Annotated in this window: 17 protein-coding genes; 9 read left to right on the top strand and 8 right to left on the bottom strand. The window is 41.2% G+C overall.

All coding sequences use genetic code 11. The features are described from left to right. Positions 1–92 precede the first annotated feature (92 nt). Genes folB through ACXAC4_RS03250 form a run of 3 tightly spaced genes read left to right on the top strand, consistent with a single transcriptional unit; the run spans position 93 to position 1740 of the window. Positions 93–449, top strand: coding sequence for a dihydroneopterin aldolase (gene folB / locus ACXAC4_RS03240; RefSeq protein ID WP_130255880.1), 357 nt, complete (start codon positions 93–95; stop codon positions 447–449). 1 nt (position 450) lies between these two features. Next, positions 451–930: a 2-amino-4-hydroxy-6-hydroxymethyldihydropteridine diphosphokinase gene (gene folK / locus ACXAC4_RS03245; protein WP_475158998.1), complete on the top strand. Its 480-nt coding sequence runs from the start codon at positions 451–453 to the stop codon at positions 928–930. 3 nt (positions 931–933) lie between these two features. Then, the gene (locus ACXAC4_RS03250; RefSeq protein WP_475159000.1) at positions 934–1740 is read left to right on the top strand and encodes an undecaprenyl-diphosphate phosphatase; all 807 of its coding nucleotides are present in this window, start codon (positions 934–936) and stop codon (positions 1738–1740) included. A 291-nt stretch (positions 1741–2031) separates the two neighbouring features. Here the strand turns inward: ACXAC4_RS03250 and ACXAC4_RS03255 are convergent, their stop codons facing one another. Then, positions 2032–4935: a TonB-dependent receptor plug domain-containing protein gene (locus tag ACXAC4_RS03255; protein ID WP_475159002.1), complete on the bottom strand. Its 2904-nt coding sequence runs from the start codon at positions 4933–4935 to the stop codon at positions 2032–2034. 449 nt (positions 4936–5384) lie between these two features. Beyond that, entirely contained in the window at positions 5385–6503 is a 1119-nt protein-coding gene (locus ACXAC4_RS03260) for a tRNA nucleotidyltransferase/poly(A) polymerase-related protein (RefSeq protein ID WP_475159004.1), read from the bottom strand. A gap of 100 nt (positions 6504–6603) precedes the next feature. Here ACXAC4_RS03260 and ACXAC4_RS03265 point away from each other — a divergent pair, with 100 nt between their 5' ends. Together ACXAC4_RS03265 and ACXAC4_RS03270 are read left to right on the top strand one after the other, a co-directional pair. Then, a complete protein-coding gene (locus ACXAC4_RS03265; RefSeq protein WP_475159005.1) occupies positions 6604–7524 on the top strand; it encodes an ExeA family protein in 921 nt (306 codons plus the stop codon). Between the two features lie 11 nt (positions 7525–7535). Next, positions 7536–8621: a general secretion pathway protein GspB gene (locus tag ACXAC4_RS03270; protein ID WP_475159006.1), complete on the top strand. Its 1086-nt coding sequence runs from the start codon at positions 7536–7538 to the stop codon at positions 8619–8621. A 113-nt stretch (positions 8622–8734) separates the two neighbouring features. On the opposite strand, the gene ACXAC4_RS03275 is transcribed toward ACXAC4_RS03270, so the two are convergent. Together ACXAC4_RS03275 and putA are read right to left on the bottom strand one after the other, a co-directional pair. Then, positions 8735–9943 carry an HD-GYP domain-containing protein gene (locus ACXAC4_RS03275; protein WP_475159008.1) on the bottom strand — a complete coding sequence of 403 codons (1209 nt, stop codon included), beginning with the start codon at positions 9941–9943 and terminating at the stop codon, positions 8735–8737. 138 nt (positions 9944–10081) lie between these two features. After that, complete coding sequence (gene putA, locus ACXAC4_RS03280) at positions 10082–13885, bottom strand: bifunctional proline dehydrogenase/L-glutamate gamma-semialdehyde dehydrogenase PutA (protein WP_475159009.1); 3804 nt, start codon at positions 13883–13885, stop codon at positions 10082–10084. 138 nt (positions 13886–14023) lie between these two features. Between putA and ACXAC4_RS03285 the strand changes: the two genes are divergently transcribed. Then, positions 14024–14503, top strand: coding sequence for a winged helix-turn-helix transcriptional regulator (locus ACXAC4_RS03285; RefSeq protein ID WP_058029014.1), 480 nt, complete (start codon positions 14024–14026; stop codon positions 14501–14503). 272 nt (positions 14504–14775) lie between these two features. Here the strand turns inward: ACXAC4_RS03285 and ACXAC4_RS03290 are convergent, their stop codons facing one another. Together ACXAC4_RS03290 and ACXAC4_RS03295 are read right to left on the bottom strand one after the other, a co-directional pair. Next, positions 14776–16902 (bottom strand): hypothetical protein, encoded by a 2127-nt coding sequence (locus ACXAC4_RS03290; protein WP_475159011.1) that lies wholly within the window; start codon positions 16900–16902, stop codon positions 14776–14778. Between the two features lie 272 nt (positions 16903–17174). Beyond that, positions 17175–17828: a Crp/Fnr family transcriptional regulator gene (locus tag ACXAC4_RS03295; protein ID WP_349287422.1), complete on the bottom strand. Its 654-nt coding sequence runs from the start codon at positions 17826–17828 to the stop codon at positions 17175–17177. A gap of 175 nt (positions 17829–18003) precedes the next feature. On the opposite strand from ACXAC4_RS03295, the gene ACXAC4_RS03300 reads away from it, so the two are divergent. Continuing rightward, positions 18004–18225, top strand: coding sequence for a YgjV family protein (locus ACXAC4_RS03300; RefSeq protein ID WP_058029017.1), 222 nt, complete (start codon positions 18004–18006; stop codon positions 18223–18225). Between the two features lie 77 nt (positions 18226–18302). Here the strand turns inward: ACXAC4_RS03300 and ACXAC4_RS03305 are convergent, their stop codons facing one another. Next, complete coding sequence (locus tag ACXAC4_RS03305) at positions 18303–19949, bottom strand: amidohydrolase (RefSeq protein WP_475159014.1); 1647 nt, start codon at positions 19947–19949, stop codon at positions 18303–18305. A gap of 162 nt (positions 19950–20111) precedes the next feature. On the opposite strand from ACXAC4_RS03305, the gene ACXAC4_RS03310 reads away from it, so the two are divergent. Continuing rightward, positions 20112–20612 (top strand): DUF1543 domain-containing protein, encoded by a 501-nt coding sequence (locus ACXAC4_RS03310; RefSeq protein ID WP_475159016.1) that lies wholly within the window; start codon positions 20112–20114, stop codon positions 20610–20612. A gap of 28 nt (positions 20613–20640) precedes the next feature. Here the strand turns inward: ACXAC4_RS03310 and ACXAC4_RS03315 are convergent, their stop codons facing one another. Beyond that, on the bottom strand, positions 20641–20859 hold the full coding sequence (locus ACXAC4_RS03315; RefSeq protein WP_349287426.1) for a hypothetical protein: 219 nt from the start codon (positions 20857–20859) through the stop codon (positions 20641–20643). 386 nt (positions 20860–21245) lie between these two features. On the opposite strand from ACXAC4_RS03315, the gene proB reads away from it, so the two are divergent. Next, positions 21246–22346, top strand: a complete 1101-nt coding sequence (gene proB, locus ACXAC4_RS03320) for a glutamate 5-kinase (RefSeq protein ID WP_475159017.1) — start codon at positions 21246–21248, stop codon at positions 22344–22346. The last annotated feature ends 58 nt before the right edge of the window (positions 22347–22404 follow it).

Here is a 22404-nt window from a genome sequence, read left to right on the forward strand (position 1 = left end):
CAGCGTATTTCGGCTATCATTTCCCGATTCGAATGTAACTATATAAGTTACTAATCTATTTGTCACAGACAAAATACCAAAGTGGGGCGTGAATGGATAAGGTCTATATTTCTCAGCTACATGTTGAAACCATTATTGGCGTGTACGATTTTGAGAAAGAAAGTAAACAAAGTTTGTACTTTGATGTGGAAATGCTGACTGATATTCGAGCTGCGGCGCAGAGTGATGACATTAACTTAGCAGTCGATTATGCAAAAGTTAGCGAAGATATAATTACGCATACCACAGCCAAACCAGTTGAATTACTTGAAACCTTAGTTGAGCAACTCGCAGCATTGATTTTAGAGAAATACAACGTCACACAAGTGACGATTAAGGTGAGTAAGCCCGCAGCAGTGCCTGCAGCGCAAACCGTTGGTGTTGAGATCACTCGAGTTAAAGACATCTAATATGGCGCAGATTTTTATTAGCTTAGGCTCCAACGTAGACAGAGAAAAACATCTACGTGCGGGCCTAAATGCCTTGATTTCACTGTTTCCTGAGTATCAGCATTCTAGTGTCTTTGAAAGTGAAGCCGTTGGTTTTAATGGCAATAACTTTTTTAATTCAGTCTTTGTAGCACAAACAGATATGCCGCTTGAACAGGTGTGTGCTTTGCTCAAACAGATCGAAAGAGATAATGGCCGAACACCGTCAGATAAAAAGTTTAGCCCACGTACGCTCGATCTCGACCTACTGTTTTATGATGATGTAATTTGTGACTCACCTGCACAATTGCCTCGTGATGAAATTACCAAGAATGCGTTTGTATTACAGCCATTGGCTGAATTAGCACCGCATTTTTATCACCCAGTAGCCAAGCAAACTATAGGTGAACTTTGGCAAAATTATAACAACTTAAACCAAAAGCTATGGAAAGTGGAGTTCTAACCCATGAGCATTATTGAAATTATTGTGTTGGCCCTAGTACAAGGTCTGACAGAGTTTTTACCTATTTCGAGTTCAGCACACTTAATTCTGCCGTCACAGGTATTGGGCTGGCAAGATCAAGGCACGGCCTTTGATGTCGCTGTTCACGTTGGCACATTGTTAGCGGTGATTATCTATTTCAGAAAAGAAGTTGTTGATATTTTAACTGCTTGGTTTAACTCATTTGGTGCAAAAGGCAAAAAAACGGATGATAGCCAGCTTGGCTGGTGGATCATTTTGGCAACCTTACCGTCATTGATTATTGGTTACTTATTAAAAGATTTCGTAGAAGTATATTCTCGTAATGCGTGGATCATAGCTACAACGACCATCGTATTTGGCTTATTACTTTGGTATGCCGATGCAAAAGCGAAACAAATCAAAACCATTTATCAAATTAACTGGGTAATGGCGCTATTGATTGGTTTGTCGCAAGTGGTTGCTATGTTATTCCCGGGCACATCGCGCTCAGGTATAACAATGACAACGGGTCTATTACTTGGCTTGAATAAGCAAAGTGCAGCACGTTTCTCTTTCTTGATGTCTATTCCCGTTATTGCTGCAGCGGGTTCATACTATATCTATAAGTTATCGACAGGCGATGAACTGATTGATTGGAACGCGATTATTTTAGGTGCGGTGTTATCGTTTATTGCGGCTTACGCGTGTATTTACTTTTTCTTAAAAGTGATTGAGAAAATGGGCATGTTCCCGTTTGTCGTTTACCGTTTACTATTAGGTCTTGGCCTATTTGCTTTCTTAACGTGGTAAATGTTATTTAAGTTTTTTAGCATGACTATAATGACAGCGCTTCGGCGCTGTTTTTTTATGTCTAAAACAAAATAGTAAAAAATCTCTTGAGAGACGAGAGACGAGAGACGAGAGACGAGAGACGAGAGACGAGAGACGAGAGACGAGAGACGAGAGACGGCTAATCCCAATTTTCATTAGCTCTAGTAATAATAGCTTGGCTTTAAAATTTTCATGCTCAGGTGTCAGTCAGTTTGAAGCAATAAAAAACGCCTCCGAAGAGGCGTTTTGAAATACTAACTTCTAACTAGATTAGAAAGTGTATTTAGCACCGATTGATAGACGGCGACCTTTCACGTCAAAGAATTCACCATCATCATAAGTGAACGGGTTACGTGGTGGTTCACGGTCTAATAGGTTGTTAATACCTACACGTAACTGTAACTCATCCATTAGATACGTCTTGTACATGAAATCAAATGTCGTGTAAGACGGGATATCGTTATAGTTGTTGTCTTCTGCAGTCCAGTCGTTGTCATTTACAGTTGAATGACGGTAGTTTGCCGTTAACACGTAAGATGAATCATCTTGAGAGTAAACAGCACTTAAACGACCTTTCCAGCGTGGAGATGCAGTTTCACCAACGTAGTTACGGAAGTCTTCTTCACGACCAGTTGAGTTTTGGTTGTCATCAATTAGGTACGTTGCAGTTAGCTTAAGAGATAAGCTACCGTTGAATACGTCTGTACGGTAAGCTGACTCGAAGTCCATACCTTTCTTAGTGATTTGTGCAGCATTGATTGGACGAGTGTAGAAGTGAGTGATATTGCCCGTCTTCTCGTCACGCTCAAAGTTACCACAGAATGGGTTATCTAAAGAAGATGACTCATAACATAGTGCAACACTGTTACGACCGAAGTATTCAATTGCGCCATCAACTTCAAATGACCAGTAGTCCACTGTGAAGTCTAAACCATCTACGAATGAAGGCGTGTAAATTACACCTATTGTGTAGTCGTTTGATACTTCATTCTCAAGGTTTTGGTTACCTTGAATGTAACCAGGCAGGCTACCGCCACCGATCCACTCATCAGTTGGCATCCAACCAGAAGCTAGGCCATCTGCTTGACAATTCTTGATAACATTGTCTTTGTACTTGCTACCTGAACTTGCAATTGAGTCAGCACGACATACGTCCGCACGACCTGAGCTAAACGTTTTTGAGTTCGGTGTGAATAAATCACCTAGGTTTGGCGCACGTACTGATTTAGAACGGTTTAAACGAACACGTAGATCGTCTGTAACACCCCAGTTAAGCGCTAGTTTCCACGCGTTATCAGAACCAGTTACAGAGTAATCCATGTAACGGAACGCAGTTTCTAGTGTTAGATCTGTCGCTAGGAAAGCATCTTCAAGAAGTGGGATTGAGATTTCAGCTGATAGTTCGTCAACTTCAATTTCACCGTCCATAGGAAGGCTAGAGTTACCAAAGATTAAGCCTTTTTCCATGTTTTCAGATGGAGCCGTTGTTGCTGATTCACGACGGTGTTCTGCTGTGAATGCTGCAGCTACATAACCTGCCGGTAGTTCATATAAAGAACCATCAACAGTTAATGCAAATACAACTTGGTCGTGCTTAGCAAAACGAGTTGCCGTCGTTGCGATGTAATCTTGCTGAGCTGCTGTTGCAGATGTAGCGCCCATTGGGTTGAAAGGTGTACAACCTTCAATTGCACCAACCACATTGCCTTCGGCATCGCGATCAGCACATACGATTTGACCGTTATACTCTACAGCGTCAATCGCGTTTGCAAGGTTTTGTGTTAATACTTCACCTGTCCAAAGCGTATCTTGTTCGATACGTCCATATTGAACGTATGTGCTGTAACCCCAGTCATCAGTTAAGTAACCTTCAGCGCCAAAAGATGTACGGAATACTTCACGCTCTTGGTTGTACATACGGTCACCCCAAAGGTGCTCGTTTGCTTGACGAAGCGTTACAGAAGTAAGCTCATTGTCGTCCATTAGTTTCGCCATATCATCTTTGATGAATGCGTTGTCGCGACGAATCGTGTGACGGAAGAAAGCAGGTGAGCTTTCAGTTGTTGCATCTGTGTTTGAGTAAGTGAAGTCAAACGTTAATGCATGCTCGTCATCTAGCTGGTAAGTACCGTAAGCTGATGCAATTACACGCTCAAGCGGAGTTTGGAAGTAAGACTTATAACCATCGCTAAAGATACCATCACCCATGTTGTTTGCATCAGTGAAGTAACGGTTTGCATCACGGCCAACACCCGGATTTGGGATCATACCTAGGCCGTTGTCGAATGCACGGATGTTACCGTTCTCATCAAACGTGTAATGGTGGTTTAAGTAACCATCTGTAGAGAAGGCATTTTTAGTGAAGAAATCACCACCTTCAGAGTAATACGCAAGCGCAGTTGGCTGACCAAGAATAACGCGACCAGGAACATTGTCGTCACCGCTTGCATTTGCTGGGTTGCCGTATGAGTTTACTGGGTTTGCGAAGAAATCACGGCTAAGCTTTGTGTAGCTTTCGTTTTCTGTGTAGTTTACAGATGCGATGAAAGATAACTTATCAGCTTCCATACCACCAGTGATTGAGAAGTAGTTTGACTCACCACCGCTTTGCTCTGGACGAACTGTTGAAACGTCAACTTCGATACCGTCCATAGACTTTTTAGTAATGATGTTTACAACACCTGCAACAGCATCTGCACCATAAACAGCAGCAGCACCACCTGTTGCGATTTCAATACGCTCAATCATTGACGTAGGGATGTTGTTTAAGTCAACTGCAGTGTCACCTACAGAGCCTGGTACGAAACGACGACCATTAACAAGCACTAAAGTACGCTCTGAACCTAAACCACGAAGGTCAGTTGTATTCAGGCCTGAAGCATAAATGTAGTTAGTCGTTGTTTCAGGAGAAAGGCCAACTGTCGCTTGAGGCATTTCTTCAAGTAGGTCGTTTACGTTAGTAATACCTTGGTTTTCTAGTTCAACACCACCGATCACAGTAACCGGAGTTGGAGACGTTAGGTTAAAACGCTTAATTTTAGAACCAGTAACCTGAATGCGCTCTACTTTTTGCGCTTCAGTATCTGTATTTGCTACCGCAACAGTACCTGCTGCAGTACCTGCTAGTACAGCAGCCTGAATGCTTGCTGTTAATAGGTTTAACTTCTTCAACATATAACCTTTCTCTATTTGTTTTGAATCTCACATGCGTTGCATGTGCCATAGGTCAGGTACTGTTTTTAGCATAAGTAATTGTTACTTAATTCCTTGACTTGTTTGTGTTAAATGTTCTCTTTTTGTGAATTGTGTTTTTATTTTGGGTTTTAATTGTTTTTATTCTTCAATTACAGTGGGTTGAAGTTGTTTTTTTTGTAATCTTAAATTTACAGGGTGGTCTTGTTTAAGTGGTTGTTAATGTTTGTTTTAACTCTTTGTTAGTGTGTGCAAACTTTCGTTAAAGCTATTGCTTTTTTAGTGTTCTAAAATGTAACTTTGTTGTTCTTGTTAATGTTAATTGGACTGTTTTAATAATGAGCGCTTAAGAATGAAAATAAAAAATGGCGGGAACTTTAGAGGAGTTGAATAATAAAACACCTCTAAATGTATGTAAAAAGAGCGAGCTGTTAACTGAGTGTTTTTTCTATTGCAGCAATTCGAGCTGTTTGTAATCCAAGTTTAATCGCTGCACCTTGATATCCTAATGCGATGACCTGTTGTGCAGTAACCGCTTGAGATGCCATGGCACAATTTTGTAGCGTTTGTGTAATATACTGCTGACACTGTGTATATTTTAGTATCTCTAGTAACAAGTTAAAGCGTTCAGGGCGACGCCAAAGATCTATGAGGTTAAAGAACTCTAAAATATTTTCAGGGCTAAAGTTTTTTTCATTTAAAAAGTTATTTAATAACTTAAAGTCTCTCAAGCTGTTTGCATAGATACTGGGGAGCTTTAACGTTTGTTCTATATGTTTAAGGTCATCTGGTGTGCAAGCTTCTAGACATAAACAAAAGTGACAAACTTGCAGTGTGTCAGGTTCAATTGCTACTTCTTGTGTGGTCACACATTGATTAGCTCTTGTTATTTTTTGGGTTTCTAATTTGGACCAGCTAGGTAAAATAGGAAGGACATCAGCTAAAGCATTAATGTCATTTATTACCTCTAAGAATAAATGAAGAGTGTTGGTTTTTAGACATTTTTCTATCTCTAACCAGATCCGTTCTTTGGTTAATGTTTTAAGCTCACCACTGGCAACCATATCTTTCATAAGCAAAAGCGTTTCAGGCGCAATGGTAAAGCCTAAATGATGGTAGCGCGCAGCAAATCGCGCAACGCGTAAAATGCGGAGTGGGTCTTCACTAAAGGCTGGGCCAATATGCCTAAGTGAGCGGCTTTTTATATCTGCTTGGCCCTGGTATGGGTCAATCAGCTGTCCATTTTCATCTTGTGCAATGGCGTTGATAGTTAAATCACGGCGATACAAGTCTTCTTCTAACGTGACTGTCGGGTCGAAGTCACATATAAAGCCGGTATAACCTTGTCCGTTTTTACGTTCTTTACGAGCGAGGGCGTATTCGTCTTTACTTTTCGGATGTAAAAAAACAGGGAAGTCTTTCCCAACTTGTTTGTAGCCTAAAGACTGCATTTCATCAGGGGTGCTACCGACGACGACATAATCATGTTCTACAACTGGGTAATTTAAAAGCGCGTCACGAACAGCGCCTCCAACTAAATAAACTTTCATGTGTATTCCAATGTTTCAACGGGTGCACTTGGTTTCAAGGTTTTATCTTGCGCACTTTTTTGCCATTATAGGGCCTATCATAACAATAAAGAGTTTTATCGTGTATTTAAGCTATTTTGGGTTGAAAGAGAAGCCGTTCTCAATTGCGCCTAATCCTGAGTATTTATATATGAGTGAGCGCCACAAAGAGGCGCTGTTACACTTAAATTATGGATTGGGGGACACAGGTGGGTTTGTATTACTGACGGGTGAAGTTGGAACTGGTAAAACCACTATTACGCGTTCAATGCTGAAATCATTGCCTGAGAATACCGAAGTAGCTTTTGTATTAAACCCTGCGCTTTCTGAACTAGAACTACTAGCAAGTATCTGTGATGAGTTAACAATATCGTATGATCCAGAAACCGCGACTCTTAAAAGCTTAACTGACGCCTTAAAAACGCGATTTACAGAGAATTATAAAGCGGGCGGTCACACTTTACTTGTGATTGATGAAGCACAGCATTTATCACCGAGTGTGCTTGAGCAACTGCGTTTATTGACCAACCTTGAAACAGACGATAAAAAGTTGGTGCAAATAGCGCTGATTGGTCAACCAGAATTGCAAACCCTACTACAGCGTAATGAGCTTAGGCAATTAGCTCAGCGTATTACTTCTCGATATCATTTATTGGCACTGACAGAATCTCAAGTGTTTGCGTATATTCAGCATCGCCTGCAAACCGCGGGCTGTGATACTGCTTTATTTAGCCATGAAGCTGTATCGCATATTTATAAACGTACTCAGGGGATACCGCGTTTAATCAATCTGCTGGCAGACAGATGTTTGCTTGGTGCTTTTTCTGCGCAGAAAAGAGTCATAGATAAAGCGGTTGTTGAACAGGCTGCAAAAGAAGCCCTACCTATGGTCAGCGTAAATAGTGAACCAGCTTCTGAAAGTAAGCTGAAGAAGTTTGCGCCTGTCTTGTCTCTTATTGTAGCAAGCTATATTGTTGGTTTTGCTGCTGCTTATATTTTTTAAGAAGTTCAATTATGTCTATTATTGATGCCGCATTTAAACAATCACAAACCGCAAACAATACTGAGCAAGCGCACTTAGCTTATCAACAAACAAAACAATTGGCTTTTTATAGAAAGCTATCGATTGGTCTTGCGGGTGTTGGTTTGAGTGTCACTTTTGCATTGGCTGGTTTTTACAGCGGCCAATACCTTCAGAGTCAATCTCAATCAATTGCCACCTTACAAAACCAGCAAGAGCAAGTTGAAGAGGTAACTGAAACATTAGCGCAGCAAGACAATGTATCGCGCTTGCAGCCAACTCAGGCTAAACCGACTTCAGAAACTTCTAATAATCAAGGGGCTGTACAATCCGGTGAGCAATATCAATGGATGTCAGTGCAAGTTGGGGTAAACGAGCAAGGGGTACCTATTTTTAAACAGCAATTGGTACCGCTGTCGGCTGTTGCTCAGGTCAATACTGTGCCAGCCGAGTCTTCTGTTGTCAGCAATACCGCTTTACCAGAACAACCTGAAGAAGACTTAAGCCAATATCGTGTATTAGGGAAGCCACTGGATGATACGCAGTTGAATAGCCAAGTAGGTACTTCTTTACAAACGACACCATCGCAAGAAGATCTAAGCCAGTATCGCGTATTAGGAAAGCCACTAGAGTCCGAGCCTGAGATACAAACAGAGTTGTTAAATAACTATGACTCTCAGAGCAATACAGAGAATCAAATACCAAAAAACGCAGTTGAAGAAGCAACTGATGAGGCTGCGGAAAGGTTAAAAGCTGCGTTTGAGCTTGCGGTTGCAGAAACTGCAGATAAAGATTTTACTGAAGCAGAGCCAGCTGAGACTTCGGCAGAAAAAGAGCGCTTATCTATTGAATTTCTACCTGCAAAAACACAGGCTGCAATAGGAAAGTTGACGTATCAAGCTCATATTTATGCCACCTCAGAGCACAAACGTTGGATAAAAATCAATGGCGTTGAACTGTACGAGGGTGACAAAATTAATGGTATGAGGTTACTGGAAATTGCGCCAGAGGCGAGTATTTTTAGATTCCAAGGGTATGATTTTGCAGTGAAAGCCATGCAAGATTGGCAGCCTTATTAATAACCCTTGATCGTAATTTAGATATAAATTAAAGCCTAAATCACTTATGTTGTTTAGGCTTTTTTATGTCAGCGCCTATTAAGGCATGCGGAGGCGAATTTAATGAAAGCACCTTATGGTAAAACTGAGTGCTTGAAAAACTTAATCAGATCTAAACCAAACTCTTCAGGTTTTATTGCCGCTTCTAATTCATCCGTACAGCGTTTTTCTGCCAAATCTATGTCTTCGACAGCGATGTGATACATTGATTTTGCACTGTAAAATACTTTAACAATAGGCTTTAAGGGCTGCTCTGGATTTGAGCTTGCAACCATGCCTATTCTTTGAGATTTCAACTTTACCAAAGAGCCAACAGGGTACACCCCAATACAGTTGATGAATTCATTAAGGAGCTTTTCGTCAAAGTGGTGTGGACTGCTTTCTCTGAGCATTTTAAAAGCTTGAATGGGTGTAAGCGCTTTTTTATAGACCCGTTCAGCCGTTAATGCATCAAATACATCAACAATAGAGGCCATTCTGACATAATCTGATATTTCACCATTACTTAAGCCTTGCGGGTAACCTGAACCGTCAAGTCTTTCATGGTGGAACCCTGCTACTTCACAACTTATTTTAGATAAGCCTGCTTCAGTGACAATCTCATAACTGAATTGGGCATGTTGTTTCATTTGCTCGAATTCGCTGTCACTGAGTTTACCTGGCTTGTTGAGGACCGCATCATCGACTTTTATTTTACCGATATCATGGAGTAAAGCGCCGGTAGCTAGCTGTTCGATAATCTCTCTATCTAAACGTAAATGTTTAGCAAAAATAGTGATGAGTGTGGCAACATTTATAGAGTGTTCGAGTAGATAAGCGTCTTTTTGTTTGATCATGGCAATGCAAGATAGGGCATCTTGATTGCGAAAAATTGAATCTATAAAGCTCGTTGCTACCTCTTTAAAAGCGTCGACATCAATGGGGTTACCCGCTTTTAAATCTGCAAAGGCTTTGGCTTGAAGTGACTTGGCTTCTTCAACAAGTTTCATGGCCTGATTTATTTCGGCGCTAATGGCAGTAGATTTATGCCAAGGGTCTTTTTCTTGCTCAGACGCATTTTGAATATCAGAGTCAGGCGCAGTAATACCATGTTTGTTATTGCTCAAGTCGAGCATTTTATCAGGGTCAACTTCAACTCTTAAAATACCCGCAGAAGCGAGTTTGTCGATACTCGTTTGTGTCTTAACCCAGCCTTGTGTCTTGACTTGCACACTGCCAGTTTGTTCTAACACGCTTACAACAAACATGCCGGGTTGTAACTCTTCGATGCTTATGCTCTTCACAGTACTTTCTTTTTTAGTGCCAGTCATTTAAGCCTAGCAAAAGATACCTAAAAAAACAGTTGAGGGAGATCATGAAAATTAAAAAAGCCTGTACTTAATTAAAAGTACAGGCTTTTTAAAGTCAAAGAGTAAAATAGATTATTCGTCGTCTTCAACTAATGTCATTAGTGACGTGTTACCACCAGATGCCGTAGTGTCGATACTAATGGTCTTTTCTGTTACTAGACGGTTAAGCAGCGTGTCGTAGTACTCAGCACTGATCACAGGCAAGATAGCGCCCTTACGTGCAGCTAGTTGCGTACTGAAATAGCCTTTACGTGCACAACCGCTACCAACTACTGCCGCAGCAAGGTGATCATGAGCCAATACCGCAGGAAGTTGATTAAGCTTAGCAACCTGCATAACGCCTTCAGCTACGCCGCAGCTGATTAACTTATCTCTGAAAGCTAATGCTTCTTCGTGGAATAAATCAGAAACCACAGTGATCACTGTATTACCAGCAGCTAGAGAAGTAATGATAGACATTACCCAGAAGTTGAATGAGGTGTCTTTATCAGCAAAACATACAACACAGCCACGCGGCTCGTAACGAATCGTATTTGACTCACCTGTAGGACCAGGCAACTGTACAACCTTGCTTAAGCGCTTTTCAACACGAATGATCTGCTCACGAGCATCAGCTAAGGTGTGCGCTAGGTCATCAGCAAGTTGATCCATAATCTCAACATTAGCAAGTTTCGCTAATAACTGACGTACCACAGATACGCGGTTATTTAGCGGCATTGCACGCCATGCTTTTTCATCACGCATTGAGTTTTGCATTAGCTGGCTAACTTGCTCTTGCGCACCTTGGAATGCCTGAAGCGCTTCAGTATCAACTGCAACGTTAGTAGATTGACGGTTATCTGGTGTCTTATTCTCTTTTACTAGGCGAGATAAGTAGTTAGGGCCACCTGCTTTAGGGCCAGTACCAGAAAGACCACGACCACCGAACGGCTGAACACCAACAACGGCACCGATCATGTTACGGTTGATGTAAATGTTACCTGCGCGTGATTGCTTAGCTAGGTAGTTTGCACGCTCTTCAATACGCGAGTGAATACCCATAGTTAAGCCAAAGCCTGTGCTATTTACTTGGTCGATTACTTTATCGATTTCAGTGCCTTTGAAGCGGATCACGTGTACACATGGGCCGAATACTTCTTTCTTCAGAACAGATAGGTCTTTGATCTCATATAAACGAGGCGCAAAGAAGAAATGACCTGTGTCACCCATATCAGGTAATGGACATTCAAAATGCAGTGTTGCATTGCCTTTTAAGTACTCTACGTGCTCAGTAAGAGCGCTATGGGCTTTTTGGTCGATTACCGGGCCAACATCCGTTGAAAGGTAAGCAGGATCACCAACGTGTAGCTCTTTCATTGCACCTTTGATCATGCTGATCACTTTGTCTGCAATTTCTTCTTGTACAAAAAGAACACGAAGAGCAGAACAGCGTTGACCTGCTGACTGGAAGCCAGAAGAGATCACATCGTCAACAACTTGCTCAGGCAGCGCTGTTGAATCAACGATCATACAGTTTTGACCACCGGTTTCAGCAATCAGAGGTACTTGGTCGCCACCTCGCTCAGCAAGGGTTTGTGAAATGCGTGTACCCGTTTCAGTAGAACCTGTGAACATAACGGCTTGAATACGCTCGTCAGGTACAATCACCTGACCAACTTTGCTACCGCGTGCGATAACAGGCTGAACTACGTTTTCAGGTAAACCAACTTGCTTCATTAGGTCAATAGTGCGAAGTGCAACCAGTGATGTCTGCTCAGCAGGCTTTGCAATAACTGTGTTACCTGTCACGATTGCCGCTGCAACTTGGCCTAAGAAAATCGCCAGTGGGAAGTTCCAAGGGCTGATACATAAAATCACACCACGTGGAGAGAAACGCTCATCTAGCGCAAGTTCTTCAGCTTTTGCTGCGTAGTAACGACAGAAATCAACCGCTTCACGTACTTCATCGATTCCATCTTGGGCAACTTTACCTGCTTCTTTAATACATAGAGCGATTAGTTCATCAGTATGTTCTTCAAGAATATCACCTGTACGACGAAGAATGTCAGCGCGCTCGTTGATTGGCACTTTTGACCAAGCTTCGAATGCTTGTTCTGCGTTCGTCACTAGCTGCTTCATTTCAGCTTCGTCTTGGTGACGAATTGAACCAAGTACTTCATCGTGGTTTGCTGGGTTAATTACCGCTTCATGACCTTCAGGTACATCGTTGTGCGTAATTAAGTTTTTCTCTACCCAAGCATTCAAATTGTCACGCATTGGCGTGATGTGATTAATATTGGTTAAGTCTAAACCTTTAGAGTTATTACGCTCAGCACCGAACATGTCGATAGGCATGGTGATTTGCGTATTACGCTTGTTGCGTAAGCGCTGAATCTTTTCTACAGGATCTTCTAATAGGCTTTCAACCGGCTTACTCTCATCAACAATCGCGTTAACGAATGAAGAGTTTGCGCCGTTTTCTAATAGGCGACGAACTAGGTAAGCTAGTAGGTCTTCGTGCTGTCCAACTGGCGCGTATACACGACACTGAACTTTGTCTTCAGTTACAACTTGGTTGTATAGCGAATCACCCATGCCATGTAGACACTGGAATTCGAAGTTGTTGTATTCGCCGTTTGCTAGCTCAAGAATTGTCGCAGCAGAGTAGGCGTTGTGCGTTGCGAACTGAGGGAAGATCACATCACGTGCGTTCATTAGTTTAATCGCACAGGCTTTGTAAGATACGTCAGTGCTTGCTTTTCGTGTGAATACAGGGAAGCCTTCAAGGCCATCAGCTTGAGTTAGTTTTACTTCAGTATCCCAGTAAGCGCCTTTAACAAGACGAACCATCATCTTACGACCTACGCGACGACATAGGGCTTCTAACCAGTCAACAACCCAGATAGCGCGTTTTTGGTATGCTTGCATTGCAAGACCGAAACCGTTCCAGTCACCTAACGCTTCATCAGAGAATACCGCTTCGATGATGTCTAAAGAAATATCTAAACGGTCTGCTTCTTCTGCATCCACAGTGAAGTTGATGTCATATTGTTTCGCTGCAAGTGCAAGTTCTTTTAGTTTAGGAACTAGCTCTTCCATTACGCGCTCACGGTGTGTGAATTCATAACGAGGGTGAATTGCAGAAAGCTTTACAGAAATACCAGGGCTCTTGATTGGACCACGGCCATTTGCTGCTTTACCAATGACATGAATTGCTGTCATATAGCTGTTGAAGTAACGCTCTGCGTCGGCCATGGTGCGCGCACCTTCACCTAGCATGTCGTAAGAATAGGCATAACCTTGTGCTTCTTTTTCTTTTGCACGTTCAAGAGCGGCTTCAATGGTGGTGCCCATTACGAACTGCTGACCCATAATCTTCATTGCATATTGCACAGATTTGCGGATAGCTGGCTCGCCAATGCGACCCATAGTACGTTTTAGTAGACCAAACTGTTCTTCTTTTGATTTGTCTGCATAGTCAACCATCTTGCCAGTTAGCAATAAGCCCCAGCTTGATGCATTAACAAATAGAGAGTCACTGTTACCTAAGTGAGAGCTCCAGTCACCTTGACTTAGCTTGTCACGAATTAGTTCGTCTTGTGTTTCTTTGTCTGGCACACGAAGCAAAGCTTCAGCTAAACACATTAACACCACGCCTTCTTCAGAAGATAAAGAATATTCTTCTAATAGCGCATCAACACCGCCTTTACCTTTTTGGTCTTGACGAATGTTTAATACCATTTGACGCGCGCGCTCCCAAGCACGGCTTCGAGCAGAAACACCAACTTCTGCTAAAGGCAAAATCTGATCGATGACTTGTTCTTCGTCGATGCGATAAAAGTCTCTGATCTTTTGACGGATCGGACACTGGGTCGTTAAGTCGCCTTTAAATAGCATAATGTGAACCCTCTAAAATTATTAGGTGATAGAATTTTTGTGCATTGTATACAAATCGCAGCAGAATATGCTGGTTTAATTTGGCGATTTACGGTAATTTACGGCTCAAATTCTAAATAATTCAGCATAAAATTCTGTATGACAACTTCAATCAAAACACGTGTGCTTGATCGCATTGATTTAGCTATTTTAGACGCTTTACACAAAAACGGCAGAATTTCGAATGTAAATCTCGCTAAGGCAGTAAACTTAAGCCCTAGCCCGTGTTTAGATAGGGTAAAAAAGCTTGAAAGTGAAGGGTATATAGAAGGGTATAGTGCCCGATTAAACCCTGAAAAATTAGGGCAGCATTTGGTGGCCCACGTAGAAATACGTCTAAAAAGTTCTACTGAATCGGTTTTTGAAACCTTCAAACAGCATATTATTCGGATCCCTCATGTAGTGAGCTGTGACATGGTTGCCGGTGGCTTTGATTATTTAGTGAAAATTCGAGTACCTGATATGACGGTTTATCGTGAAGTGCTAGGGCAAATTGTAGAGATTCCAGGCGTTGGTACAAATCATACTTATATGGTGATTGAGCATGTAAAACCAGATTTAGGGGTAGGCGTGCTGTAAGGGAAGGAGTGTCTTTACTAGGTTTAATTTATTAAAAGCTTGTAATACATTCATGTACTTATAAGCTTTTACTCGTTTACTCGTTTACTCGTTTACTCGTTTACTCGTTTACTCGTTTACTCGTTTACTCGTTTACTCGTTTACTCGTTTACTCGTTTACTCGTTTACTCGTTTACTCGTTTACTCGTTTACTCGTTTACTCGTTTACTCGCTTACTCGACAAATAAAAAAGCCGTGCATAGCACGGCTTTAAGTTCAGTTTACTTTATAAATTAAGAACCACCAGTACCAGTTACTGGTACTGTGTTAACTTCACACTCTACAGGCAGGTTAACAACTTGTTCTGTTGTGCTTGCAGCAAACTCAGCTGAGTCTACTAGAGCATTTGTATTTGGATCTAATGCTCTAACAGTATAGTTACCAGCAGCAACATTTGTGAATGTTGTTGTACCGTCATTGTTAGTATAACGACGGCCTTGGTAAACGTTATCTGAATTGTATAGGTATACAAACGTAGATGTTGGAACTGGTGCAGGAGCTACGTCAAAGTCATCTGTATTGCTACATACAAACTGTGTCTTAACAGGTTGATCTACTGGCGGCTCTGGTGCATCAATAGTTAGTACTACAGTTTTACCATTCAATTCACATAGGTCATCAAGTTTAAGACGAGAAGCTTGCTCATCAACAGGGTTGTCAGTGAAAACTTTATCAGTAGAGTTATCTGTGTTTAATACACCGTCAACAATGTTCGCTTTGTTTTGAAGAAGCTGCATGAATACAGAGAATGCAGGCGGGTAGTAAATGCGAGATTCATTGAAGAATGTGCTCTCATAACCACGTTTTAGTTTACGGTAACCACCAGACTGTGATTCAACTAGAAGGTCAAACGCAGAAACGTTGTCAGTTGTGCCGTCAGCATAAACGATGTCAAAGCGTACGTTGTTTGAAGTGCCGCAGTTACCATTGTTAGCTTGACGCCAGTTGAAGAAATCAAGGTTCCAGTAAGATAAGTGAGTTACATTTACAACTACGTCGAATACATCAGCGTTGCTTTCATTTACTTGTGCAACACCATAGCTCTCGAATGACCACTCAGCTACGTCAGCATCATAGCTCCATACTGGAACAATATCACCAGCCTTAATTGTACGAGACTCGATTGCTGTTCCATCAGGAGAAATACATGCACCTTTACGGAAGTAAGCGCCATCAGTTTGCTTCGCTGAATCAGTAGCAAAACCTTCAACATCTTTTTGCTTCAATAAAGCAGCAATTTGTTCGTCAGTTAGGTCATCAGCTAAAACTGGTGTATAGCTCATAGGACAGGTGTTTGCAGTTTTAACATCTACCTGCATTTTCACTTCGATGCTGTTTTTGATAGGGTTACCATCTTCATCAACTTCACCAGAGTCACCAAATTCTTTAACTTTGTTGCCTTCTTCGTCAGTAAGCTCGATAGCAACAAAACCAGCTGTTGTGAATGAACCGTTTTGTGCTGTTTCTTCAGCATTATCAGTATCAGCAGCAGGTACTGAAACAGCTAGGTCTAAACCACCAGGGAAGAAGTCAAGAGAAGAAGAGTCACGAGTTTGCTCTTCAGCAGTAGCATCATCAGCGTTAGCTGCAGCAGTTGTACTTGCTTCGTTGTTGAAGTAAGCAACAGCTAGTTTAGGCTTGCTTGTTAATGGAACTAACTCACCAGCTTCGTTTTTAGTAAGCATTTTAGAGCCGCTAGGGATAGTGATTGTTGCACCACCTTTGTCATCTTCTTCAGTAGCGTCTTCTTTCGTTACTTCTTGAGTTAAAGTAATTGGCTCATCACTAGTTAGCGTACCGTCTTCAGCCATGGTAACAGTATCACCAAGCTCAACTTCTTCCGCTGCAATTGCAACACCTTCAACTTCAGCACGAGGTGTTAAGATTACAGTTGATGCTGCTTCAGTAATTTCACTAGAAAGTGTAACCACAGTACTGTTGTTGAAGTAACCGTCTGCACTGAAGTTTACAGTGATGTTAGTACCTTCTTCAGTAACTTCACTAATTGACGCAGTAAACAAACCAAGTCCATTATTTAAGGTTAATTCAGAAGATGTAAGAGCTTCACCTTTAGGTGATACAACGTTATCACCATTTTTTGTAATGCGAACAGTTACAGGAGCCTCTGCTGTACCAAGGTTTTCACCTGCAACGTTTTTAACCGCGATAGTAAAAAAGCCTGCTTGCTTTTCAGTAGCTGTACCATCTGGGATCTCACCAACATCAACAGTATCAGGAACTTCTGGTACTGGTGGTTTAATATCAATGTTGTTGTCATTGTCACTGAAACAGCCTGCTAGGCCTAGAGTAACACCCATTGCAAGGGCAAGTTTGGTTAAATTAAACTTTTTGTTTCCCATGATTTTTACCTTTTCCTTTAATTTCAAGTAAACTGAGAGTGCACTAATTATGTTGCAGATATAAGATCACCTTGCCCCGCAATGCAAATTAGTAACTAGAGAATAATAGCTCATTATTTATTCGTCAAGCTGCTGAATGATACTTTATTAAAAGTTCATATACAAATTTAGACGCTTAATTTTTTTATTAAAATCAGTCCCTTTTTTTAGGGCTAGCATAAAGCAGTATAACAATTAATTTACGAAGTAAATTTGACGTTTTTAACAGTTTTTCAGCAAGCAAAACTGTCGACAAAGTCGTCTAAGGCATCAATGTCTACAGGCTTTAATCCATCAGGGGTTCTGATTATCAGACCTTTATCGACTAATTCGGTTACAACACGGCGATAAGCGCGCTCTGTGGTAGCGAATCGTTCTGCTTCAGCGTTTACTGTGCTGTAAGCTCTTAAAAGGGTTGGGTTGCTGTTTTCTGCACGCATTAAGCAGTCTTTAGCAATGTTGTAGCTAAGCGGAAGTAACAGCTTATCTAAGTTCACTTTTTGGTTTTCAATGAACTTTGCCGCGATGGTTTGTGCGGTGTATAAGCTGAGCTCTGGTTGGTCGAGTAATAGTTGTCGCCAATGTTTAAGCTCAATAAGGTTGTATTGTACTTCATTTAAGCAGGTAACCGTGTATGTACAAGGGTGATTGTTGAGCGCTTCAATTTCGCCAATTAAGGTATTATTACAGTCAAGCTGACCGAGTAATAATCGTCTACCATTACCTACATCGTAACTAAAAGACACTGTGCCGCTTCTGACCAGAATTAATTTGCTTAATGGTTCATCTTGGTGAATCAGTACATCTTTCTTTGTGTGTACAAAAGTATTACCCGCAAATTGCAGTAATTGTTCAACGAGATTGGCAGAAAAGTGGTATTGGAACATCTAAAAGGCTCTTAGGACAATTGTCCTAGTTAATCACATGTTGCGAAGATAGCATGACTTATGCCTTATGCTAAGTGGTTATTGAGTTTTTACCTTAATTTTTGCAGCCGAGGCATTTCAATAAAATTTTGATGTGGCACTTTTTGATTAAGAATGAAATTTGTTGGAGTGAACGATGAGTTGGGAATATTTAGGGTATTTGGCGTCGGTTTTTTTAGTTTTATCTTTAATGATGACTAACGTAACTAAATTACGTTGGTTAAATTTAACTGGGTGTATTTGCTTCACCATTTATGGCGTGATGATCCAAGCCTGGCCTGTGGCATTTACGAATGCTTTATTAGCGATAGTGAATATTTATCACTTAATTAAGTTAGTAAAAGAGCGCAAGCAATAAACCCTATTACAAAGCTGAGAGGCCTTAGTATCAATAAAGTATGCTAAGGCCATTAGTAAGATTATAAAAATACAGCGCTAATTACTTTTCTCAAAACGCTTTTCACCTGCTATCCAAGTCTGCTCTACGCCAATCTTGAATATTTCATTTTCAGGCACTTTAAAATAATCTCTGTCGATTAAAATAAAGTCTGCCCATTTGCCTTTTTCTAAACTACCTAGCTTATATTCTTGAAATGCAGCATATGCAGCATCCAGTGTGAACGAAGTTAATGCTTGCTCTCGTGAGAGTTTTTCAACATTGCGCCAGCCATTTTCAGGTGTTTGTTGCTTCGACATCCGCGTTACAGCGGAATAAAGTCCGTCGAACGGGTTTGCAAGTTCAACAGGGAAGTCAGAACCTGAGGCAACTTTACTACCTTGCTTGAGGAAAGTTTGCCACGCGTAAGCACCTTGTAATTGCTCGGAGCTTAGGCGCTTTTCTGCCATATGCATATCAGAGGTGGCATGCACAGGCTGCATAGATGGAATAATATCGAGTTGCTTAAAGCGAGGAATATCATCAGGGTGTACAATTTGTGCATGCTCAATACGGTTACGTAGCAACTTACCGCCGACAGTCTTAAACTGGCTTTCATAGCTGTCTAAAACAATGCGGTTTGCTCTGTCACCAATGGCATGGGTGTGCGCGCTATAACCATGTTTAAAGGTTTTGCTCATTAAGGCTTCGAGTGCAGGTTTATTTTCAAGCATAAGGCCTTTGTGGTTTTTTCTGTCTCTATAATCTTTGATGAGTGCGGCACCGCGGCTTCCAAGTGCGCCATCGGCATAAATTTTTACGCTGCGAATACTTAAAAAATCATTTTGTTTTTTGATGACTCCGGCATCTAGCATGTCATCAAGTTTTGGGCTGCTTGCCGACAACATGGCATAAATACGAAATGGTAGTTTGTTTTGCTCTGCTAAATCTTGATACAAGCGCCAAGTATCGTAGTCAATGCCTGCGTCGTGTGCTGAGGTAATACCTAAACTAACTAGATGCTTTGATGCGGCAAATAAGGCGCGTTGCTTTTGTTCAATCGATTGTTTTGGAATATGTTTTAAAACTAAGCTTTCTGCTTTATCGATGAAGATACCTGAAGGCTTACCTGCAACTTGAATTATTTCACCGCCATCAGGTGATTGCGTTGCTTGGGAAATCCCAGCTAGTTGCATGGCTTTACTATTGACCCAAATAGCGTGGCCGTCAACGCGAGTGAGCACAACCGGTCTGTCGCTAACATACTTATCCAAATCGGCAGCTGTTGGAAAGGTTTTGTTATCCCACAAGGTTTGATCCCAGCCTCGGCCAACTAACCACTTATCTGGATTGCTTTTAGCATAGGTTTGCAGCTTTTTTCCTGCAGCTTCTGCAGAAGGAATACCCCTTAAATCGAGCCTTTGAAGATTGTTACCCAGACCTATTATGTGTCCATGAGCGTCAATCAATCCTGGCAGTAAGGTTTTACCTTCTCCATCAATAGCCTTAGCTTGAGGAAATTGTTTGATTGTATCTTTGTCACCATATTTAACGACTTTACCGTCTTTAAATACGAGGGTAGAAAAGCGTTCAATTTTACCATCAAGTGTCGGTGTGTAGCCGTTAACGTTATGAATTAAGGTTGTGTGTGCTGTGCTGACAGCACTAAAGCACATACCTATGATGAGCGTGAGAGGTTTTATCATTATCTTCTTCTTATATGTTGATTTTAGTTTTTGAGTAATAGCGAAGAATATTTAATTCCATCGTGTTCGTTATATCAAGCGTATTAAAGTCTTACGTCATTATTGCGGTGAGCGGTTTCTCTTGTCACTATAATTATATATACATAGTTTTTAAGGAACGTAATGCATCTATTTATGGTTTATTTGGGTGGCCGAATAGCGGGCTGTCATATTGAAATGCACGATATACGCTTTGTGATAGGTGAAAATATAGAAGCGTGTTTTGATAAGTTAAAAGCACAGTGGGTGGGTGATAAAAGCAAAGTGCATATGGACAGCTATGTGACAGTAAAATATGTCGATGGCCATGAAATCACCCTCAGTGAAACGCCGTCATTACAAAGAGAAAAGTTATTCTTTGTGAATATGGGCGCGTATCGAGCAGATAGTTTAGCCGAGCAACATGAGTTTATGCTGTGTGTGGCTGTAAGTCCTGAAGAGGCAAAACAAAAAGCGAAATCTAAACTATTACAGGGCATGTCGCACCGACATAAAGATGACTTGTACGATGTTGATGATTGCTTTGCTGTTGACTTATTCGATACGGGTTACAACATTCATCTTACCCCAAGCGAGAAAACCCAACAGCTCTCACCTGATTGGTTTGGTTATCACGTTTTATAAATAATCTCGTAGAGCAAGCAATTCCAAGTTAGTCGTCTTGCTCTTTTTCTTCTGCTTTAAAAGCCATTCTGATGGCTATGATCACAACCGCAAACATCACAAATGGCAGTGCCGCTAAACTATATTCAATGACATGGCTATCTTGATAGTTGGGTTGCAAAATAAAATGACCGCCAACACAAAGCAAAATGCTGATAAAAAGCAGTGGTAGCATCATTAGTTCTTTTTTCTTTGAATGTTTCTTCATATCTACTCTTTTCACTTGAATTCAATCGCTTTGCACTGTTTGGCTATTGTGCAAGTACTTAAAAAAGTCGCTTTGATCTTAAACATAAAGGTTAAATAAAAAGCGGTAATTACCAGCAGTTTTTAATACCAATACTCAATAATACTTAATCATTTTGAGGGACTAAAACTGACGTTAGCTTCGTTGTAAATTTCTTATTTAGAACAACTAAATAGCGATGTTTTCGCCTCGCTTCCGACAAGTTTTCCTCGCCTCAAAATAGAACACTTAATTAAGAGGATTGGTATAAGCTATGCGCATATTAGCATTGACTGTGAAATGAATAAATTTAACTTGTGCAAAAAACTGGCTCTGATATAACCAAAGAGGTATTCATTGGGGGAGTTATGAACAAAAAATTGGTTGTGGTAAAGCTGGGAACAAGTGTGTTGACAGCAGGCAAGTTACATTTAAATAAACCAAGAATGGTTGATATTGTGCGACAGTGTATTGAGCTAAGAGAAAACGGCTATAAAGTGGTTATAGTATCGAGCGGTGCTGTTGCCGCTGGGCGCAGCCAACTTCCCACACCCATAGGCAGCTCAGTCAGTGAAAAGCAAATGCTCGCTGCAATTGGTCAAGGTCAACTTATTAATCAGTGGCAGTCGCTGTTTGCTCTATATGATGTGCCCGTTGCACAAATGCTATTAACGCGTGCCGATGTTGAACACAGAGAACGATACCTGACCGCGAAAGATACCTTAACGCAGATTTTAAAGCATGCTGTCGTTCCTATTTTTAATGAGAACGATGCAGTGGCAACGGCAGAAATAAAAGTTGGAGATAACGATAATTTATCAGCGTTGGTGGCCATATTAGCCAACGCCGACAAGCTTATTTTACTCACCGACCAAGTTGGGTTATTTACCGCAGATCCACGCTCTAACCCAGATGCCGAGTTGATCACACAAATCAGTGAAATTGACGATAACGTAAAATCTTTAGCGGGAGACTCTGGTACCTCACTCGGTACTGGCGGTATGGCGACAAAATTACAAGCCGCGCAAATTGCGCAGCGTGCCGGCATTGAGACCATAATTGCAAAAGGCTCAGAGGCGAATATCTTAGTCGATGTGTTAAATGGCGAAGCGCCCAGCACGCGAGTATTAAAGTTTGATGCACCACTTGAAGGTCGCAAAAAATGGCTACTCAGTGGTCCAAAGTCCACAGGTACGATTATTTGTGATTTAGGGGCGGTAGAGGCATTAACGTGCCAAGGGGCAAGTTTATTAGCCAAGGGAATTACCTCAATAAAAGGTGATTTTACTCGAGGTGATTTAGTCTCTTTAAGCGATGACCATGGCAACGTGTTTGCAAAAGGGTTATGTGCGTTCGATAACCAAGAGCTTGAGAAGATTAAAGGGCTGCACAGTCAAGATATTGCAGAGCAATTGGGTTTTGCACTGTCTAATGTTGTGATCCACAGAGATGATCTAGTGATTTTATAAATTTTTTGGGTGTTTCTAGCTAGGCAATCTACACTCTAAAAAAGCACCCAAATTCAAT

The sequence above is a fragment of the Pseudoalteromonas sp. AWM4_233 genome (assembly GCF_056158285.1).

What these genes read in the sequence shown, in the direction of transcription:
- folB (WP_130255880.1), top strand. Translation starts at nt 93, where the DNA reads ATGGATAAGGTCTATATTTCTCAGCTACATGTTGAAACCATTATTGGC.
- folK (WP_475158998.1), top strand. Translation starts at nt 451, where the DNA reads ATGGCGCAGATTTTTATTAGCTTAGGCTCCAACGTAGACAGAGAAAAA.
- ACXAC4_RS03250 (WP_475159000.1), top strand. Translation starts at nt 934, where the DNA reads ATGAGCATTATTGAAATTATTGTGTTGGCCCTAGTACAAGGTCTGACA.
- ACXAC4_RS03255 (WP_475159002.1), bottom strand. Translation starts at nt 4,935, where the DNA reads ATGTTGAAGAAGTTAAACCTATTAACAGCAAGCATTCAGGCTGCTGTA.
- ACXAC4_RS03260 (WP_475159004.1), bottom strand. Translation starts at nt 6,503, where the DNA reads ATGAAAGTTTATTTAGTTGGAGGCGCTGTTCGTGACGCGCTTTTAAAT.
- ACXAC4_RS03270 (WP_475159006.1), top strand. Translation starts at nt 7,536, where the DNA reads ATGTCTATTATTGATGCCGCATTTAAACAATCACAAACCGCAAACAAT.
- putA (WP_475159009.1), bottom strand. Translation starts at nt 13,885, where the DNA reads ATGCTATTTAAAGGCGACTTAACGACCCAGTGTCCGATCCGTCAAAAG.
- ACXAC4_RS03285 (WP_058029014.1), top strand. Translation starts at nt 14,024, where the DNA reads ATGACAACTTCAATCAAAACACGTGTGCTTGATCGCATTGATTTAGCT.
- ACXAC4_RS03290 (WP_475159011.1), bottom strand. Translation starts at nt 16,902, where the DNA reads ATGGGAAACAAAAAGTTTAATTTAACCAAACTTGCCCTTGCAATGGGT.
- ACXAC4_RS03295 (WP_349287422.1), bottom strand. Translation starts at nt 17,828, where the DNA reads ATGTTCCAATACCACTTTTCTGCCAATCTCGTTGAACAATTACTGCAA.
- ACXAC4_RS03300 (WP_058029017.1), top strand. Translation starts at nt 18,004, where the DNA reads ATGAGTTGGGAATATTTAGGGTATTTGGCGTCGGTTTTTTTAGTTTTA.
- ACXAC4_RS03305 (WP_475159014.1), bottom strand. Translation starts at nt 19,949, where the DNA reads ATGATAAAACCTCTCACGCTCATCATAGGTATGTGCTTTAGTGCTGTC.
- ACXAC4_RS03310 (WP_475159016.1), top strand. Translation starts at nt 20,112, where the DNA reads ATGCATCTATTTATGGTTTATTTGGGTGGCCGAATAGCGGGCTGTCAT.
- ACXAC4_RS03315 (WP_349287426.1), bottom strand. Translation starts at nt 20,859, where the DNA reads ATGAAGAAACATTCAAAGAAAAAAGAACTAATGATGCTACCACTGCTT.
- proB (WP_475159017.1), top strand. Translation starts at nt 21,246, where the DNA reads ATGAACAAAAAATTGGTTGTGGTAAAGCTGGGAACAAGTGTGTTGACA.